Genomic DNA, 17,563 nt, shown 5'->3' with positions numbered 1-17,563 from the left:
CCGGTCCGCGAAGGTTAGGACGCGGGCGGCGTCCCGCTCGGCAGCGTGGGCGTCTGCGGACCGGAGCGCGGCTCCCAGGCCTGGTCGTGAAGGAACAGGTCGCGGATCTGGTCCGGGAAGGCGCCCGTGACCAGCTGGTCCACCGTCACCTCGTCGAACACCATCCGCACCGCGGCACGCGCCGCGACCCACACCTCCTGCATGTGCTGGAGCCCGTCGGGGTAGACCACCTCGTGAGGGCGCAGCCCGTGCACGTCCGCGAGCGGGCCGTCGATCGCGCGCACCACCTCGCCCACGGTGATCTCGGACGGCGGCCGGTGCAGGACGTAGCCGCCCTCGGGCCCGCGCATCGACTGCACGATCCCGGCGCGCCGCAGGTCCGCGAGCGCCGTCTCGAGGAACTTGCGGGGCATCTCGAAGCGCTCCGCGAGCACCGCGACCGGCACGCGCGCCGGGTACGCCTCCGCGAGGCCCACCACGGCCCGCACGGCATAGTCTCCCTTGGCGGTCACGTGCATGCGGCCACCCTACCCGCGGGGGGACGATGCGCCGGCGAGCGCGCGACCTACCTCCCCCACCCCGGCGGCCGGGTGGGATCCGGCGAGCGCCGCATCGTCCACCGGCAGGGTCGCCGCGCCGGCGGCGAGCCGCAGCCAGACGGTGTCCCCGACCCGCGCGCCCAGCGCGCGCAGCTCGGCGCGGGTGAGCACCACGGCCACGGGCGGGGCGCCGCCCACCCCGACGCGCACGCGCGCCTCGTTGCCCACCCGCTGGACGTCCGCGACCACGCCGGCGACGGCGTCGCGCACCTCGATGCCGAGCACCTCGATGTCGTGCGGGCGCACCAGCCGGCCGTCCAGCTGGGTGACGGGGCCCAGGAACGACATGACGAACGAGTTGGCGGGGCGGTCGTAGAGGGCGTCGGGCGAGCCGGTCTGCTCGACGCGGCCCTGGCTGATCACCACGATCTCGTCGGCGACCTCGAGCGCCTCCTCCTGGTCGTGGGTGACGAAGACGGTGGTGACGTGGACCTCGTCGTGGAGGCGGCGCAGCCAGTCGCGCAGCTCCTTGCGGACCTTGGCGTCGAGCGCGCCGAACGGCTCGTCGAGCAGCAGCACGGACGGCTCGACCGCGAGCGCGCGGGCGAGCGCCATGCGCTGGCGCTGGCCGCCCGACAGCTGCGACGGCATGCGGTCGCCGAACTGCTCGAGGTGGACCAGGCGCAGCAGCTCGTCGACGCGGGCGCGGACCTCCTCCTTGGGACGCTTGCGGATCTCCAGCCCGAACGCGATGTTCCGCGCGACGGACATGTGCGGGAACGCCGCGTAGTGCTGGAACACGAACCCCACGCCGCGCTTCTGCGGCGGCAGCCGCGTCGCGTCGGCGCCGTCGATGGTGACCACGCCGGAGTCCGCGGTCTCGAGGCCGGCGATGATGCGCAGCAGGGTCGACTTGCCGCCTCCGGACGGGCCGAGCAGCGCGGTGAGCGAGCCGGGGCGGATCGCGACGGAGACGTCGTCGAGCGCGGTGAAGGACCCGAAGGTCTTGGTGACGTCACGGATCTCGATGCTCACGAGGTCCTCCTCTCGGTGCGGGCGCGCAGCAGGCCCACGATGGCGATGGCGATGATGGACACGCTGGCGAGGGCGGCGGCCACGGCGAAGGCCCCCTCCCGGTCGAAGTTCATGTACAGCTCCTCGACGGTGAGCGTCGCGGTCTGGGTGCGGCCGATCAGGTTGCCGGAGACCACCTTGACCGCGCCGAACTCGCCGACGGCGCGGGCGAGGCACAGCACCACGCCGTAGATGAGGCCCCACCGGATCGCGGGCAGCGTGATGCGGCGGAACGTGGTCCAGGGACCCGCGCCCAGGGACCGTGCGGCCTGCTCCTGCTCGGTGCCCACCTCCTCGAGGACCGGGATGATCTCGCGGATCACCAGCGGGAGCGCGATGAACGTGGTCGCGAGCACGATCCCGGGGGTCGAGTAGATGACGTCCAGTCCCACGTTCGCGAGCGGGACGCCCAGCCAGCCGGACTTCGCGCCGTAGACCAGGGCGATCGCGAGCCCCACCACCACGGGCGAGACCGCGAGCGGCAGGTCCACGAGCGCGGCGAGCAGGCGCCGCCCGGGGAACGTGCGCCGCACCAGCAGCAGCGCGACCCCCACGCCGAACACGGTGTTGAGCACCACGGCCCAGCCCGCCGCGATGGCGGTGAGGCGCAGCGCGTTGAGGACCAGCGGGTCGCGGAACGTCTCGATCACGGGCGCGAGGCCGTTCGCGAACGCGCCGGTGAACACGAGCGACACGGGCCACGCGACCAGCAGCACCAGGTAGGCGATCACCACCACGCGCAGCGCCACCGGCCCGCGCCTAGCCACGGCGGCCTCCGACGCGGTTGAACAGCCCCAGGCCCAGCGTGACGGCGAGCGAGATGGCGAGCAGGAACGTGGCGACCACGGCGGCGGCGGCCATGTCTCCCCCTTCGATGTAGCCGAGCATGCGGACGGAGGCGACCTCGGTGCGCATCGCGAGGTTGCCGGAGATGAGCACCAGCGAGCCGTACTCGGCGACGCCGCGTGCGAAGGACAGGGCGGCGCCGGCGGCGATGGCCGGCGCGAGGGCGGGGAGGACGATGCGCCGGAACACCGTCCAGCCCGACGCGCCCAGCGAGCGCGCCGCATCCTCGGCGCTGCGGTCCAGCGTCTCGAGCACGGGCTGCACGGTGCGGACCACGAACGGCAGCGTGACGAACGCCAGCGCGAACGCCACGGCGACCTTGGTGTTCGCGATGTCGACGCCCAGCGGGCTCTGCGGCCCGTACAGCGCGAGCAGCACCAGGCCGGCCACCACGGTGGGCAGCGCGAACGGCACGTCGATCACCACGTCGAGCACGCGCCTGCCCGGGAAGCGGTCGCGCACCAGCACCCACGCGATCGCCGTGCCCATGACCGCATTGACCACGGTCACCAGGGCGGCCTGCTCGAGCGTGAGCCGGATCGCGGCCACCGTCTGCGGCTGCGTGAGCACGCGCACCACGCCGTCCCAGCCGCCCGCCGCGGCGGTCGCGATGACCGCCGCGAGCGGGAGCAGGACTAGCAGGCTGAGCCACAGCACCGCGAGGCCCAGGCCCAGCCCGGCGCCCGCGCTCAGCGGTGGGGCTGCCGGGGCGACGCCGCGCGAGCTCGAGGCATGTGAGCCCCGCGCGCCGCCGCCCCGGCGCCGGCGTGACGTACCGGGCCGCCCGACCCCGTCCCCACCGGCGACCCCGGGTCGGGACGATGCGGCGACCGCCGCATCGTCCCTCACCGGGGTGGTCATTCCTCGACCCCGAGCGAGGTGAGGAGCTGCGTGATGGTGCCGTCCTCCTCGTCGAAGAACTGCGGGGCCGCGACCTCCCAGCCCCCGAAGTCGTCGATGGTGTACAGCTCCTTGGGCGTGGGGAACGGGTCCGCGGGGTCGTTGGCGCCGGGGACCTCGGGGATCTCGACGCCGTCGATGACGGGACGGAAGCCGGTGCGGGCGAACTCGGCCTGCGCCTCGGGCGTGAAGAGGAACTGGTACCAGTCGCGCGCCGCGGGATCGGCGTCGGTGAGCACCGCGCCGGGGTTGTCGATCCGGAGCGTCACGTCGGGCACCACGTAGTCGAGCTCCTCGCCGCTCGCGCGCGCCAGGATGGTCTCGTTCTCGTAGCTGAGGAGCACGTCGCCGGTGCCGGCGAGGAACGCGCTGGTGGCGTCGCGGCCGCTCGCCGGGAGCGAGACCACGTTCGCGAGCACGTCCTTGGTGAACGCCTCCGCGCCCTTGTCGTTCGCGCCGTCCGCGAGCGCGGCGGCCCACACCGCGAGGATGTTCCACCGCGCGCTGCCCGAGGACGTCGGGTTCGGGGTCACGATCTCGACGCCCGGCTCCGCGAGGTCCTCCCAGCTGTCGATGCCGAGCGGGTTGCCCGGCCGCACCGCGATCGCCACGACGGAGCTCGAGACGATCCCCTTGTGCTCGTCCTGGTTCCACTCCGGGTCCACCAGGCCCGCGTCGACCAGGCGGGTGACGTCGGACTCGAGCGAGAAGTGGACGTAGTCCGCCTCGAGGCCGGCCTCGACGGCGCGGCTCTGGTCGCCGGACGCGCCGTACGACTCCACCCACTGGACGCCCTCCCCCTCCGGGGTCTGCGCCCACAGCGCCTGGATCGCGTCGTTGGCGGCCTGCGGGACGGCGTAGCCGACCACGGAGAGCGTGGTCTCGGTGTCGCCCTCGCCGGAGCCCGAGGCGGCGGGATCGGCGTCCGCGGCGCCCGAGCAGCCGGCGAGGACCGCCACCAGGCCCGCCGCGACGGACCCTGCCACCCACCCCCGCGTGCTGAGCTTCCCTGCGTTCATGTCGACCTCCCAGGTCACGAGCCGAACGGCGCTTGTCGCCTATTTCCTATCGGCTTGATAGACATTAGGGGGATTGCAGGCGCAAGGTCAACACGCGCGTGTCGCCGGGCGTGTCGCTGCCCGAGTTTTTTACGCAACGGTGATGTTGCGTTTTATGCGTCGTGCCCGGTAGGGTGCCGGTGAGGCAAGCCTTACCTGCCCATTCCCGGCGCCCCGCGCCCCGTCCTCACCCTGGAGATCACGTGCTCACACGCGTCGCTTCAGCGCGCCCGCGCGCGGCCGGATTCACGGCCGCCGCCCTGCTCGCGCTGCTGCTCTCCCCCTTGCTGATCGCGCTTCCCGCGCAGGCCGCCACGGCCGCCGGGTCGCTCAGCTGGGGGGTCAAGTCCTCGTTCCGCTCGTACGTCGCGGGCGCCGGATCCGTCACGGCCGCCGCGCCGGCCACCGACGACGGCACCGTCACCTCGTTCCCCTACGTCTCGGGGGACGATGCGTCGGGCGCCTTCGCGGGCGCCGTCACCTTCGACGCGCACGGAGGGCTGCTGCACATCGAGATCGCCGACCCCGCGGTGAGCGTGTCGGGCACGTCGGGCGTGCTGAGCGCGACGGTCAACGGATCCGCGACCGAGCTGGTCTCGCTGGACCTGTCGGGCACGGTTCCGACCGTCGCCGACGGCCTGGTGACGTTCGCTTCCGTGCCGGCGTCGCTGACCGCGGCCGGCGCGGCCGTGTTCGGGCAGTACCCCGCGGGTACGGCCATGGACCCGGTGACGTTCTCGCTTCCCGCGGGCGAGGCCGAGCCGGAGCCCACCGAGGAGCCGTCGGGCGAGCCGAGCGCTGAGCCCACGTCGGAGCCCACCTCGGAACCCAGCTCCGAGCCGTCGGAGGAGCCCACCGAGGAGCCCGTGGCCGCCCCGGCCGTGACGGTCGACCGCACCGAGGGCCTCGACGGCACCGGCGACACCATCACCGTCACCGGCACCGGCTTCACCCCCGCGGGCGCGGCCACCACGGGCACGCGTCCCCCGCTCGCCGGCAGGTTCACCGGCGTCTACGTGGTGGTCTCGAAGTTCGCCGACGAGTGGCAGCCCAGCGCGGGCGCCGCCCCCTCGTCGCGCCCGCGCGGCACCACCTTCTGGGCGCTGCCCGCGGAGAGCATGGCGAGCGTGGGCGGCGCGGCCGCCGGCGCGATCGAGCTCACCGAGGACGGCACCTTCACCGCGACCTTCGACGTCGCGGACACCGACCTCGAGGGCGTCACCGGCAACTGGGGCGTCTACACCTACGCGGCGGGCGGCGCGGTCCACGCGCCGTTCGAGACCGCGACCTCGTTCTCGTTCGCGCCCCGCGTCACCGTGACGCCCACCGAGGAGCTCGACGACGTCGCCACCGTGACCGTCGAAGGCCGCAACTTCCTGTCCGCCGGCTCCGCCACCACGGGCACCCGCCCGCCGCTCGCCGGCAAGTTCACCGGCGTGTACGTGGCCGCGGGCAAGTACGCGGACGTGTGGCAGCCCACCGCGGGTGCCGCATCGTCCGCCCGTGCCAACGCGGACGTCCGCTGGGCCGTGAACGCCGCTGACGTGGACACCATCGGCGGCACCGCCGCCGGCGCCGTCGCGATCGACGCGGACGGCCGCTTCACCACCACCCTCACCGTCGACAAGGCCTCGCTGGCCGCGACCGAGGGCGCCTGGGGCGTCTACACCTACGCGGCCGGCGGCGCCAAGCACGCGCCGTTCGAGATCGCGACGCCGCTCACCTTCGCGTCCGACACCCCCGTGGTCGAGCCCGCGACCGGGATCTCCGTCACGCCCGCCACGGGCCTCGCGGACGGCGACACGGTCACCGTGACGGGCACGCTGCCCGCGCTCACGGCAGGCAGGAACACCTCGGCGTACCTCATGTACTGCGTGGAGTCCGAGGGCCGCCCCACCGGCGACCAGTGCGACGGCGCCACCCAGCAGTGGCTCATGCACGTGTCGCAGTACGGCCAGCCCACCACCGGCTCCGTCACCGACGGTCTGTGGACCTTCTCGACCGAGCTCACCCTGCCCGCGTCGATCAACGGCGTCGAGTGCGCCGCGACCGGCGACGTCACGTGCGGAGTGTTCCTGCGGCTCGACCACAACTTCCCGCTCGACTACTCGCTCGACCAGTTCGTGCCCGTGGCGTTCGCCGCGGGAGACGGTTCGGGCGGCGGTGACGGCGGCACCGGTGGGTCCGGCGGCGATGGCGGCGGTGGCACCGGAGGCAACGGCGGCAACGGCGGCTCGACCGGCGGCACCGGCACCGGCACCACCGTGGTCGGCCGCCTCACCTGGGGCGTGGACGCGGGCTTCCGCGACTACGTCACCGGCTCGATCGCGCAGGGCTCGATCACGGTCACCGGCGCGACCGCGTCGAATGGGACGTACACGTTCCTGCAGTCGGGCGGCGACGCCAAGGCCAAGCAGGCGGCCGGCACCGCGAAGTACGCCGGCGCCGTGACCTTCTCGGGCCACCACGGCCTGCTGAACCTCACCATGGCGAACCCGTACGTCCGCCTCGACGGCACCGACGGCGTGCTCAGCCTTGCCGTCGACGGCACCCGCGTCGACTTCGCGACGCTCGACCTCTCGGCCGGGACCCGCACGTCGCTCGACGGCGCGATCCGCTGGGCGGGCGTCCCCGCGACGCTCACCTCCGCCGGCGCGGCGGCGTTCGACGGCTACTACCCGGCCGGGCGCGCGCTCGACCGGGTGACGTTCACCGTCGGCACCGGCTCGGTGACCGCGGGCTCGGGCGGCACCACGGTGGTCGCGACCGCGGACGGAACCGGCGCATCGTCCCCCGAGGCCGACGTCCCGGACGCCCCGCCGGCGACCACCGGCATCACCATCGACGACGCCACCCTCGCGAGCCTCATCGCGGGCGACGAGGTGACGCTGCGCGTGGGCGGCTTCGAGCCGAACGAGCAGGGCATCCGCGTGGTCGTCTACTCGACCCCGACGGTGCTCGCGGACGGCCTCACGGCCGACGCGGACGGCGTGGTGACGTGGACCGGCTCGCTGCCCGGATCGCTCACCGGCACGCACACCCTCACGTTCCAGGGCTCGCAGAGCTACGGGCTCGTGGTCGAGATCCCCGCACGCACCATGTGCGTGGTGGACGATGCGGTGCTCGGGTGGGGCGTGAAGGCCTCCTTCCGCGCGTACATCGAGGGCACCATCGCGAACGGCGCGTGGGAGCTCGACGGCGTGACCGAGGAGCCGGGCGTGTTCGTGTGGACGGGCGCCGGCTCGCTCGACACCGACCCCGTCGCGGGCGCGGTCGCGTTCGACGGCGCGGTGCGCTTCACGGGTCACGACGGCGCGCTCGACACCACGCTGGCGAACCCGGTGCTCGACGTCTCGGGCGGCGTCGCGACGCTGCTGGTGGACGTGAGCGGCGACCGGCAGGACGGCTCGTCGGTGGACTCCGAGGGCGTGCGGTTCGCTGCTCTCGACATAGAGTCCGGGACCGTGACGGTCGACGGCGACACCGTGGTGATCACGGACGTGCCGGCGACGCTCACGGAGGCGGGCTCGGCGGCGTTCGGGACGTACCCGGCGGGCGAGGAGCTCGACCCGGTCACCGTGACGCTCACCGGAGCCGACGCGTGCGCCGGCGTCATCGCGGGCCTGCCCGCTCCCGAGGTGGCGGTCGACGAGGAGCCGGAGGCCGAGGAGCCCGCCGCGACCGCCGTCGAGGGCACCACCGCGACCGAGACCGAGGCGGCCGTCGAGCCGGCGTCCGGCTCCACCCCCTGGTGGATCTGGGGCCTGGGCGTCGTGGTCCTGGCTGGCGCGGGCCTGGGCTTCGGGGTCTGGAGGGCTCGCAGGAGCTGACCCCGCTCCCCCGCATGACGGAAGGCGCCCCCGGCTCAGCCGGGGGCGCCTTCTTGTTCCGTGCTCGCCGCGGCCCGAATTCGCTCAGCACGGTCAGCCACGCGACACGCAGGCAGATCGCGCGGATCGGCCCGCGAGGCGCGGCGCGTCGCGGCTCGGACCGTGCTGAGCGAACTCGCTGAGCGAACTAGGGAGCGGAGGTCAGCGGCGCGGGAGGACCACCGGCAGGCCCGTGTCCGGGTCGTCGATGACCCGCACCCCGAGCCCGTAGACGCGCTCGAGCAGCTCGGGCACCAGCACCTCGCGCGGAGAGCCGAGCCCCGCGAGCCGAGCCCGGTCCATCACCGCGATCCGGTCGGCGTAGGCGGCGGCGAGCGAGAGGTCGTGCACCACGACCACCACCGCGGCGCCCGCGCGGGCCAGCGAGCGGGCGAGCGCGAACACCTCCTCCTGGTGGCGGATGTCGAGCGCGGCCGTGGGCTCGTCGAGCATGACGATCCGGGTGCGCTGCGCGAGGACGCGCGCCAGCGAGACGCGGGCCCGCTCTCCCCCGGACAGCGAGGGGAAGGCCCGCCCGGCCAGGTGCGTCACGTCGGCGCGCGCGAGGGACTGGGCGACCGCCGCATCGTCCTTATCGGACTCGGGAAGGCCCCGCCAGGGGGCGCGGCCCATCGCGACCACCTCGGCGACGGTGAAGGGGAAGGCGACCTGGTTGTCCTGCGTGAGGACGGCGCGCTCGCGCGCGAGGGGCGCCGGCTGCCACGCGGACAGCGGCCGCCCGTCGAGCTCGATCAGCCCGTCCGCGAGGGTCCGCTCGCCCGAGAGCGCGGACAGCAGCGTCGATTTGCCGGCGCCGTTGGGGCCCACCAGCGCGAGCAGCTCGCCGTGGCGCACGTCGAGCGTCACCCGGTCGACCAGGGTCGCGTCGCCCACGCGGACGGTGACGCCGCGGGCATGGATCGCAGCGGTCATGCCCAGCCTCCCGCCCGCGACCGCGCGCGCCGCAGCAGCCAGAAGAAGAACGGCCCGCCGACCAGGGAGGTGAGCAGGCCGATCGGCAGCTCCGCGCCGGAGATCAGGGTGCGCGCGGCCACGTCGGCGTAGGTGAGGAGCACCGCGCCGCCGAGCGCGCTGGCGAGGATGAGTCCCCGGTGGGCGGGTCCCAGCACCATGCGCATGAGGTGCGGCACCACGAGCCCGACGAACGCGATGATGCCCGCGTACGCGACCGCAGCGCCGGTGAGGACGGCGACCACCAGGATGGAGACGATGCGCAGGCGCTCGACCCGGACGCCCAGATGCGCGGCGGTGCGCTCGCCCAGGGCGAGGAGGTCGTAGCGGGCCGCGAGCGCGAGCGCGATCGCGACGCCCACCGCGGTGAGCACGGCGACCACCGCGACCTCGTTCCAGCGCGAGCCGTTGAGGCTGCCGAGCTGCCAGAACACGATCTGCTCGCGCGCGGCGGAGTCCCCCACGAAGAGCAGCAGCGCGAGCCCGGCGCCGGCGAACGCGTTGACGGCGATGCCGGTGAGCAGCAGCGTCACCACCTCGGTGCGGCCGTTCGAGCGGGCCATCGCGTAGACGAGGAGGGTGACGCCCACGCCGCCCGCGAACGCGAGGCCCGCGACGGATGCGACGGAGCCCAGCGCCGCGCCCGAAACGATCGCGAGCGCGGCCCCCAGCGCCGCGCCCGAGGACACGCCCACCACGCCGGGCTCGGCGAGCGGGTTGCCGAAGATGGCCTGCATGACCGCGCCGGCGACGGCGAGCGCGGCGCCCACGAGCACGCTCATGGCGACGCGGGGGAAGCGGATCTGCCACAGGGCCTGCGTGGTGACGTCGTCCGCGGGCGCCCACGCGGTGTGGACGCCGAGGCCCCGGAGCCACGCACCCACCACCTCGGTCGCCGGGATCGCGAGCTGGCCCACGGCGGCGGACAGCACCACCCCCGCGACCAGCGCGACCGCGAGCGCCGCGCCCAGCGTGGCGCGGCGGGACCGGCCGCTCACCTGCCGTAGACCGCGGCCGCGAGAGCCTCGACGATCGCGGCGGAGCGCGGCCCGAAGGCGAGGATGTCGTGGTCGTCCATGTCGACGATCCGCCGCTCCTGGCCTGCGGTGGTGAGGGCGATCGCGGGACGTTCGGCGAGCAGCCCGTCGACGCCGCCCACGGACTCGAGGCCCTTGGTCATCACCAGGATGACGTCGGGATCCGCGGCCAGCATGGCCTCGTCGGTGAGCGGCTGCATGCCGGTGATCCCGGCGTCCGCGCCGGCGTCCACGCCGCCGAGCGCTGAGATGAGCTCGTCCGCGCCGGACTCGTCGCCGAACATGTAGTACACGCCGGCGGAGCCGCGCAGGTAGAGGAACACCATGCGCGGAGCCTCGCCGCTCGCGCCGGTCCCGGACGCGCCGGAGGCGAGCGCCTCGACGTCCGCGGTGGCGGCGGCGACCTCGGTCGCGATCCGCTCCGCGAGCTCCTCGCCCGCGGTCGGCACGCCCAGCGCCTCGCCCACCTGCCGCGCGAGCTCGCCCGCGCCGTCGAACCCGGCCTCGTTCTCGACGTAGACCACGGGGATGCCGGCGTCGCGCACCTGCGCGACCGCGTCGGAGGGGCCGATGCTGCCGTCCGTGATGAGGACCGTCGGCTCGAGCGCGAGCACGGCCTCGGGCGTGAGGGTGTGACCGGAGCCGGTCACCACCGCGACGTCCTCGAGGCCGGGGATCTCGGCGGCGACGTCGCGGCCCACGAGCGCGTCGGCGAGCCCCAGGCCCGCGACCGTGGCGGCGATGGCCCCGGTCATGTCCACGGCGACGATCCGGCCGACGTCCGCCACCGTCACCTCGCGGTCGCCGGCGCGCTCGCGCGACACGACCGTCACCGGCAGCTCCGGTTCCACCCGGTCGACCGCCTCGACGGACCGGTCCGCGAGGACCGCGGTGACGGGCCCAGTCGCGCTCCCGGAGCCCCCGACCGCGCCCGCCGCGAACGTCGCCCCGCCCGACGGCGCACCGGCTGCGCTGCACCCCGCGAGGGCGAGCGCGAGCGCCCCGACCGCGAGCCGGGCGAGCGTGCGCGCGGCCACTACGCGGGCAGGGGCGCGTCCGCGCCGAGGGCCTCGAAGATGTCCGCGTTGAACCCGAACGCCGCCTTCGCCTCCGCGATCAGCGCGGCCTCCTGACCGGCGTCCAGGTCGAGCGCGTCGAGCTGCTCGCGGTAGGCACGCTTGTAGCGCACCGCGGAGTCGATCCGCTCGAACCGGTAGAAGCCCAGCTGCGCGTCCGTGGCGCCGTAGTGCCGCGCGACCAGCTTCGCGATCGCCTGCCCCCCGGAGAGATCCCCCAGATAACGGGTGTAGTGGTGGGCGACGTAGCGCGGGACGTCGGCCTCCGCGAGGCCGCGCAGGTGGTCCACGTAGGCCTGCGTCGCGGGCAGCGCGGGCAGGGCCCGCTCCCAGTCGGCGACGCCGAGCGCCTCGAGGTCCGCCTCCATGGATGGCACGCGGCGCAGCGCCTCGTCCGCGAGGAAGGCCGGGTCCCCCGGCTGCGGCGCGCGGGCCTCGAGCGCCCGGTACACGTACGTGTACTGCGCGAGGTAGCGGACGTACGCGGCAAGGTCGAGCTCGCCGCCCATGAGGCGGGTGATGAACCCGCGGTTCTCGGTGTCGCGGTGCTCGGGCGCGGTGGCCTCGCGCAGCCGCGAGGCGAGCCCCTCCGGGGACTGGAGTTCGGTCATGACTGAAACATAGCAATTCCGCAAGCGCCGTGTCACGTAAATCCGCGCGGCCCGGATGCGAAGAACCCCGGGCGGCCGCATCGTCGAGGCCGTCCCGGGGTCACAGTGAGGTGCGGACACGCCATTGTGTCCGCACTCGCCGACGCTAGCGCCGATCCCGTCGCGAAAACCCCTCGTTACGGAATAGTTATCAATGGGACCGGTCACAATGCGTCGCTGGGTGCCATCCGGCCGTTCCGAGGGACGATGCGCGGCGCACCCCCGCGGCGGCGATACAGTCACAAGGATGGAGGGGGTGACGCCCGTGACCGGATCGGCGACCGACGTCGCACCCGCCCCCGAGGCGAGCCTCGCCGCCCGCGGCCTCATGATCGTCCGCAACCTGACAGGCGCCCGTCGCCGCGCATCGTCCACCCGACCCCCGCGCATCCTCGAGCCCACGTTCTCCGGCGTGGGGTTGGTGGTCGGGGCGCTCTTCATCGCCGTGTCGCTCGAGCCGTCGCTGCTGCCGCGCGTCCCGCTGGTGCAGGGCCTCGCGACCGGGGTGTCGTTCATGGCCGGCTACGGGCTGGGCGCGGGCGCGCACGCGGTCTGGAACTACCTCGAGGTCCCCAACCTGCGCGGACGCGCCCTCACCGTGGTGGCCTGGGTGGTGCTCGGGCTCATCGGGGTGAGCCTGGGGCTCGCGATCTGGCGATGGGTGGGGTGGCAGAACGGCATCCGCCGCACGTTCGGGATGGAGGAGCTCGACCCGACCGCGTGGCCGATCGTCATCGGGATGGGCCTGGTGGTCGCCGCCACCGTGCTGGTGTGCGCGCGGCTGCTGCGCGCGCTGTTCCGGTGGGGCAACGCGCTGCTCAGGCGGTGGCTGCCCCGCCGCCTCGCGGTGACGCTCGCCACCGCCGGCCTGGTGGTGCTGCTGTGGCTCGTGTTCTCGGGCGTGCTGGTGCGCGGGGCGTTCATCGGCGCGAACTGGGCGTTCTCCGCGCGCGACCTCGACGACAAGGTGGGCACCAGGGAGGTGACCTCACCGCTGCGCTCGGGCGGCGAGGGTTCGCTGGTGGCGTGGGAGGACCTGGGCCGGCAGGGACGCGCGTTCCTGTCCTCGGGGCCGTCCGTCGAGGAGCTGGACTCCTGGTCGGGCGGGGGCGCCCTCGAGCCGATCCGCGTGTTCGTGGGCCTGCGGTCAGCGGACACCCTCGACGAGCGCGCGCAGCTCCTGCTCGACGAGCTGGTCCGCACCGGCGCTTTCGACCGCGACGTGCTGGTGCTCGCCACCACCACCGGCACCGGTCTCATCGACGCGAACGCCGCGGACTCCATCGAGTTCCTCTACAACGGCGACACCGCGATCGCGGGCCTGCAGTACTCGTACCTGCCCAGCTGGCTGTCGCTGCTGGCGGACCAGAGGGCGGTCACCGACGCGACGCAGGCGACGTTCCGCCTGGTGCACGACTACTGGGCCGCCCTGCCCGAGGACTCACGCCCCGAGCTCTACCTCTACGGGCTGTCGCTCGGCTCCGCGGGCCCCGAGTCCGTGCTCGGGTCCATCGACATCCTCAACGAGCCCGTCGACGGCGCCCTCCTCACCGGCCCCACCTTCCTCAACCTCATGCACAACGAGCTCGAGCGCTCGCGCGACGAGGGCTCCCCCGCCTGGCTGCCCGTGGTGGGCGAGGGTCGCACGGTCCGGTTCACCGGGGAGGACGATGCGCTGGCCGAGCCGTCCGGGACGTGGGGCTCCACGCGGGTCGTGTACCTCCAGCACGGCTCGGATCCGGTGGTGTTCTTCTCCCCCGTGACGTTCTACCGCGAGCCCGAGTGGCTGCAGGAGGGTGAGCGGGCGCCGGACGTGTCGCCGCAGATGAACTGGTTCCCGCTCATCACCGGCTGGCAGACCATGCTCGACATGCCCGCCGCCGGCTCCGTGCCGGAGGGCTACGGGCACATGTACACGGCGAAGGCGAACCTGCAGGCGTGGGTCGGCGTCACCGACCCGGACGACTGGACCGCCGCAGACACGGAGGCGCTGGGCGACTTCCTCAACGAGCGCCGCGCCGAGCGGCTGACGCTCCTCGAGCAGCTGGGGCGGTAGGGGCCGGATGCGCGGCGACGCGCGGCGAGCCGAAGGTCCGCCGCGCGTCGCGCTCAGGGGGTCAGCGCGAGATGCCGAAGCCGCCGGTCCAGCCGATCTTCTCCGACACCGCGAGGGTGAGCTGCGCGAAGCCGATCGCCTCGAGCTCGTGCGCCCGCGCGAGCGAACCCGCGTCGATCGCCTCGAGACCGCCGGCCTCGACGGCCGCGACCAGCGTCGCCTTCGCCGCGGACGAGTCGCCCGCGACCAGCACGGTGGTGGTGAGCTCGCCGACCTTCTTGGCACCCAGGGTGGCCGCGAAGTTGGTGTTGAACGCCTTGACCACGTGGGCGGCGGGGATCTTCGCCTGGATCTCCGCGGCGGCGGAGGAGCCGGCGGGCACCACGAGCGAGTCGAAGGTCTCGAAGTTCAGCGGGTTGGTGATGTCCACCACCACCTTGCCGTCGAACGCGTCGCCGTACGCGGCGAGGATCGAGTCGACCGCAGGGAACGGCACGGCGAGGACCACCACGTCGCCGGCGAGCGGGGCCGTGCCCACCTCGTCCTTGGTGACGTACGTGACCGAGCTGCCGCCGTCGGCGAGCACGCCGCCGATCGCGTTGGCCATGTTGCCGGTGCCGATGATGGTGAAGGTGGTCATGTCCGTGTCCTTTCGAGCCGGGCCTCGCGACCCGTTTAGTTGTACCTACAACAACCGACCATAGACCCTCTTGGTTGTAGATGCAACCTCTTGGTAGGATGGACCCATGACGAGCACCACCACCGCCCTGCGCCACCCCGAGCGCGTCGCGGTCGCGCGCCTCCACGCGCTGCTCGAGCTGCTCCCGACCGCGCTCGATCACCACCTGGCAGGCGCCGGCCTCACCGCATTCGAGTTCACTCTTCTCGAGGCGCTCGACGAGGCGCCCGCGCACCGCCTGCGCCTCAGCGCCCTCGCCTCCCGCACGAACGCGACCCTCCCGCGCCTGTCGCGCGTGGTCACCGGCCTCGAGCGCAAGGGCCTGGTGGTCCGTGCCGCGTGCGCCGAGGACGGCCGCGCCTTCAACGCCGTGCTCACCGACGCCGGCGCGGACGCGTTCGCGGACGCGCGCCCGCTCCACGCCGACGCGGTGCGCGAGATGATCCTCGAGGACCTCACCGAGCAGGAGGTCGACGCCCTGGCCGACCTCGCGCTGAAGATCCTGGGCCGCCTCGACCCCGACCGGCGCCTCGCGGTGACCGCATCGCTCGCCGAGTGCGCCGCGGACCCTTCGCCGGAGTGCGCCGCTGACCCGGCACTCGCCGCCGACGCGGCCTGCCCCGCCGACCCGGCGGAGCAGGGCTAGCAGCGCCCGCAGGAGGGACGATGCGCGGGCTCAGTGATGCTTGCGCGCGAGCCTCCACATGGTCCAGGACGTGCCGATGAAGCGGGCCGCCTGAGCCAGCAGGCTGCGCCGCCGCCTCAGCTCCGCCTCGGTGGGCAGCGGCGCGTGGGCGATCCGCTCGTTGGTGGTGTCCATCGCGATCCTCCGATCCGCCCGGCTCACTCCGGGATCCACGTCCACCCGGGACGCGCCTTCGCCTTGTAGATGAACAGGGTGTGCAGCATGCGCTTGACCCAGTGGCCGGACAGCCCGATCTCGCCCTTGGTCGCCTTGAGGTCGCGTCCCGTCTCGGGGTAGCGCTCCCAGTCCGGGACCACCGGGCTCATGGTCATGGCCGCGGCCGTGCCCGACCGGAAGCCGGTCCCCGCCGAGGCGACGCACGCCGCGGCCATCTCGGCCATCGAGGCCGCATGCGTGGGCTCCGGAGCCCCGCGCATGATCATGTCCGCGATGGACTTCGCGACCACCTTGCCCATGGTCCCCGACGGCATCCCGGTGCGCGGCGGCGACGGCGCGACCGCGACCCCGTCGGGCGTGGCGCGCGGCTTCGAGATCTGGTGCGGGGGCGCGAACGCGATGCCCACCCCGAAGACGTTCCTGTAGGTCGGGTTCTGATAGGTCCGCGGCCAGTCGCGCGCGCTCCACTCCGCGTAGGGCTTGGGCGTGTAGTCCGCATCCACCTTGAGGAAGCCCGACGGGGCGAACAGCGTGGACGTGATGTCCTCGCCGGCCCGGTCGAACGCCTTCCAGTCGTTGCCTTTGAACGGCGGGAGCAGCATCGCGAAGTCGTACGCGAGGTCGTTGTGAGAGCCGTCGAGCTGCTCGTAGTGGATGACCCCGGGGTCGATCGACGTGACGGCCGCGCCCGTGATGGCCCGCACGCCGCGCTCGCGGAACAGCGACTCGGTCCACAGCTGCGACGTGGTGCGGTACCCGTTCTGCTCGAACTGCATGCCGCCCACGCCGAAGTCGCCCAGCTCGTTCTCGTTGGTGAGGTAGACGATCTCGGCGTTGTCGCGCACGCCGGCCTCGCGCAGCTCGTGCTCGACGTTGAACGTGTACTCGAACGCCGCGCCCTCGCACGTGCAGGTGCCGTGCCCGACGCCGATCACCACGGTCTGGCGACGCGTGCGGAGCACCTCGATCAGCGCGGCCAGCCTCGCGGCCGCCTGCGTCGCGTGGTCCGGGGTGCACACCGAGAGCGTGTGCCCGACGTCGGGCCCGAGGCCCGGCGTGGCCCCGAAGTTGAGCTTCGGCCCCGTGGCGTTGACCACGTAGTCGTAGTGGATCCGCTCGGTCCGCCCCTCGCCCCCGGGAGAGGTGAGCTCGACCTCGACGGCGGGCCGCGCATCGTCCCCCTGCCCCTCCGGCCACAGGGCGACCGCCCTGCCCTGGACGAACCCGATCCCCTTGCGCCGGTAGATGGGCGCGAGCTCGAAGACCACGTCCTCGTGGCTCATGCGCCCCACGCCCACCCAGATGTTGGACGGGATCCAGTTGTAGGTGGGCTTGGGGTTGACCACCAGCACCTCGTGCTCCGAGGGAAGGAGCTTGCGCAGGTAGAGGGCGGCCGTGTGCCCCGACACCCCGGCACCCAGGACGACCACGCGGGCCATGACCGATCACCTCGCTGACCTGGAAGGAGGGCCGTCGTCGTTGACGGCCCCTCAGCCCAGGTCTATACCCCCGAGGGTATCGATCGCAAGGGACGTTGGTCCCTCGCCCGGGTCAGTCGCGACGGTTGTCCACGGCCTTCTTGAGGAAGATCATGGGCAGCAGCCACGTCGCGAGCGCGGTGACCAGCCACACCAGCACGGTCGCGGCGATCCACGTGCCGACCCCGTCGATCGCGAGGCTGTCGACCACGAGCGACGTGATGAGCAGCGCCACGAACGTGGACACCAGGCCCACGCCGCCCAGGAACGCGTTGGCGTACTTGGTGGCCATCTTGAAGATCAGCGGGGACAGGATCCACTGCGCGACGGTGAAGATCACCGCGGCGACCAGCAGGCCCGTGAAGTCGATGGTGAAGCCGTCGAGGACCATCGAGGTGATCCAGAGACCCAGCGCGGCCGAGCCGAAGAAGATCAGCGTGTTGATCAGGAATCGCACCATGGTGCCG

The 17,563-nt window shown here is 73.4% G+C and carries 16 protein-coding genes; 3 read left to right on the top strand and 13 right to left on the bottom strand.

From position 1 onward, the window contains the following. Positions 1 to 14 precede the first annotated feature (14 nt). From AOM05_RS05625 to AOM05_RS05605, 5 genes are read right to left on the bottom strand one after another with little or no spacing between them, the layout of a single operon-like run. Positions 15 to 518: an RrF2 family transcriptional regulator gene (locus AOM05_RS05625; protein WP_062520139.1), complete on the bottom strand. Its 504-nt coding sequence runs from the start codon at positions 516 to 518 to the stop codon at positions 15 to 17. A gap of 9 nt (positions 519 to 527) precedes the next feature. Then, entirely contained in the window at positions 528 to 1,574 is a 1,047-nt protein-coding gene (locus tag AOM05_RS05620; RefSeq protein ID WP_082097293.1) for a sulfate/molybdate ABC transporter ATP-binding protein, read from the bottom strand. Beyond that, positions 1,571 to 2,380: a sulfate ABC transporter permease gene (locus AOM05_RS05615; RefSeq protein ID WP_062520137.1), complete on the bottom strand. Its 810-nt coding sequence runs from the start codon at positions 2,378 to 2,380 to the stop codon at positions 1,571 to 1,573. Before AOM05_RS05615 ends, AOM05_RS05620 begins: the two co-directional genes overlap by 4 nt. Continuing rightward, a complete protein-coding gene (gene cysT / locus AOM05_RS05610; RefSeq protein ID WP_082097292.1) occupies positions 2,373 to 3,320 on the bottom strand; it encodes a sulfate ABC transporter permease subunit CysT in 948 nt (315 codons plus the stop codon). The genes AOM05_RS05615 and cysT overlap by 8 nt, the downstream gene beginning before the upstream one ends. Next, the gene (locus AOM05_RS05605) at positions 3,317 to 4,378 is read right to left on the bottom strand and encodes an extracellular solute-binding protein (RefSeq protein ID WP_062520259.1); all 1,062 of its coding nucleotides are present in this window, start codon (positions 4,376 to 4,378) and stop codon (positions 3,317 to 3,319) included. The genes cysT and AOM05_RS05605 overlap by 4 nt, the downstream gene beginning before the upstream one ends. A 242-nt stretch (positions 4,379 to 4,620) precedes the next feature. Between AOM05_RS05605 and AOM05_RS05600 the strand changes: the two genes are divergently transcribed. Further along, positions 4,621 to 8,247, top strand: coding sequence for an HtaA domain-containing protein (locus AOM05_RS05600; RefSeq protein WP_062520135.1), 3,627 nt, complete (start codon positions 4,621 to 4,623; stop codon positions 8,245 to 8,247). A gap of 201 nt (positions 8,248 to 8,448) precedes the next feature. Here AOM05_RS05600 and AOM05_RS05595 read toward each other — a convergent pair whose 3' ends face one another. Genes AOM05_RS05595 through AOM05_RS05580 form a run of 4 tightly spaced genes read right to left on the bottom strand, consistent with a single transcriptional unit; the run spans position 8,449 to position 11,982 of the window. Beyond that, positions 8,449 to 9,219, bottom strand: a complete 771-nt coding sequence (locus tag AOM05_RS05595) for a heme ABC transporter ATP-binding protein (protein WP_062520133.1) — start codon at positions 9,217 to 9,219, stop codon at positions 8,449 to 8,451. Further along, the gene (locus AOM05_RS05590; RefSeq protein WP_062520132.1) at positions 9,216 to 10,256 is read right to left on the bottom strand and encodes a FecCD family ABC transporter permease; all 1,041 of its coding nucleotides are present in this window, start codon (positions 10,254 to 10,256) and stop codon (positions 9,216 to 9,218) included. The genes AOM05_RS05595 and AOM05_RS05590 overlap by 4 nt, the downstream gene beginning before the upstream one ends. Next, positions 10,253 to 11,332, bottom strand: coding sequence for a heme/hemin ABC transporter substrate-binding protein (locus AOM05_RS05585; RefSeq protein WP_228373220.1), 1,080 nt, complete (start codon positions 11,330 to 11,332; stop codon positions 10,253 to 10,255). The genes AOM05_RS05590 and AOM05_RS05585 overlap by 4 nt, the downstream gene beginning before the upstream one ends. Continuing rightward, a complete protein-coding gene (locus AOM05_RS05580) occupies positions 11,332 to 11,982 on the bottom strand; it encodes a biliverdin-producing heme oxygenase (protein WP_062520130.1) in 651 nt (216 codons plus the stop codon). The genes AOM05_RS05585 and AOM05_RS05580 overlap by 1 nt, the downstream gene beginning before the upstream one ends. Positions 11,983 to 12,268: 286 nt before the next feature. On the opposite strand from AOM05_RS05580, the gene AOM05_RS05575 reads away from it, so the two are divergent. Further along, on the top strand, positions 12,269 to 14,077 hold the full coding sequence (locus AOM05_RS05575) for an alpha/beta hydrolase (protein ID WP_062520128.1): 1,809 nt from the start codon (positions 12,269 to 12,271) through the stop codon (positions 14,075 to 14,077). 61 nt (positions 14,078 to 14,138) lie between these two features. Here AOM05_RS05575 and AOM05_RS05570 read toward each other — a convergent pair whose 3' ends face one another. Then, positions 14,139 to 14,717, bottom strand: coding sequence for an NADPH-dependent F420 reductase (locus AOM05_RS05570; protein WP_062520127.1), 579 nt, complete (start codon positions 14,715 to 14,717; stop codon positions 14,139 to 14,141). Between the two features lie 106 nt (positions 14,718 to 14,823). On the opposite strand from AOM05_RS05570, the gene AOM05_RS05565 reads away from it, so the two are divergent. Continuing rightward, complete coding sequence (locus AOM05_RS05565; protein WP_062520125.1) at positions 14,824 to 15,402, top strand: MarR family winged helix-turn-helix transcriptional regulator; 579 nt, start codon at positions 14,824 to 14,826, stop codon at positions 15,400 to 15,402. Between the two features lie 30 nt (positions 15,403 to 15,432). Here AOM05_RS05565 and AOM05_RS14190 read toward each other — a convergent pair whose 3' ends face one another. From AOM05_RS14190 to AOM05_RS05555, 3 genes are all read right to left on the bottom strand, one after another. Continuing rightward, on the bottom strand, positions 15,433 to 15,576 hold the full coding sequence (locus AOM05_RS14190; RefSeq protein WP_156165050.1) for a hypothetical protein: 144 nt from the start codon (positions 15,574 to 15,576) through the stop codon (positions 15,433 to 15,435). Positions 15,577 to 15,599: 23 nt separating this feature from the next. Further along, the gene (locus tag AOM05_RS05560; protein WP_062520124.1) at positions 15,600 to 17,057 is read right to left on the bottom strand and encodes an NAD(P)/FAD-dependent oxidoreductase; all 1,458 of its coding nucleotides are present in this window, start codon (positions 17,055 to 17,057) and stop codon (positions 15,600 to 15,602) included. A 112-nt stretch (positions 17,058 to 17,169) separates the two neighbouring features. Further along, entirely contained in the window at positions 17,170 to 17,556 is a 387-nt protein-coding gene (locus AOM05_RS05555; protein ID WP_062520122.1) for a phage holin family protein, read from the bottom strand. Between the last annotated feature and the right edge of the window lie 7 nt (positions 17,557 to 17,563).

This window comes from Demequina silvatica (assembly GCF_000971215.1).
GTDB classification, from domain to species: domain Bacteria; phylum Actinomycetota; class Actinomycetes; order Actinomycetales; family Demequinaceae; genus Demequina; species Demequina silvatica.
This window is presented reverse-complemented; position numbering and strand designations above follow the sequence as displayed.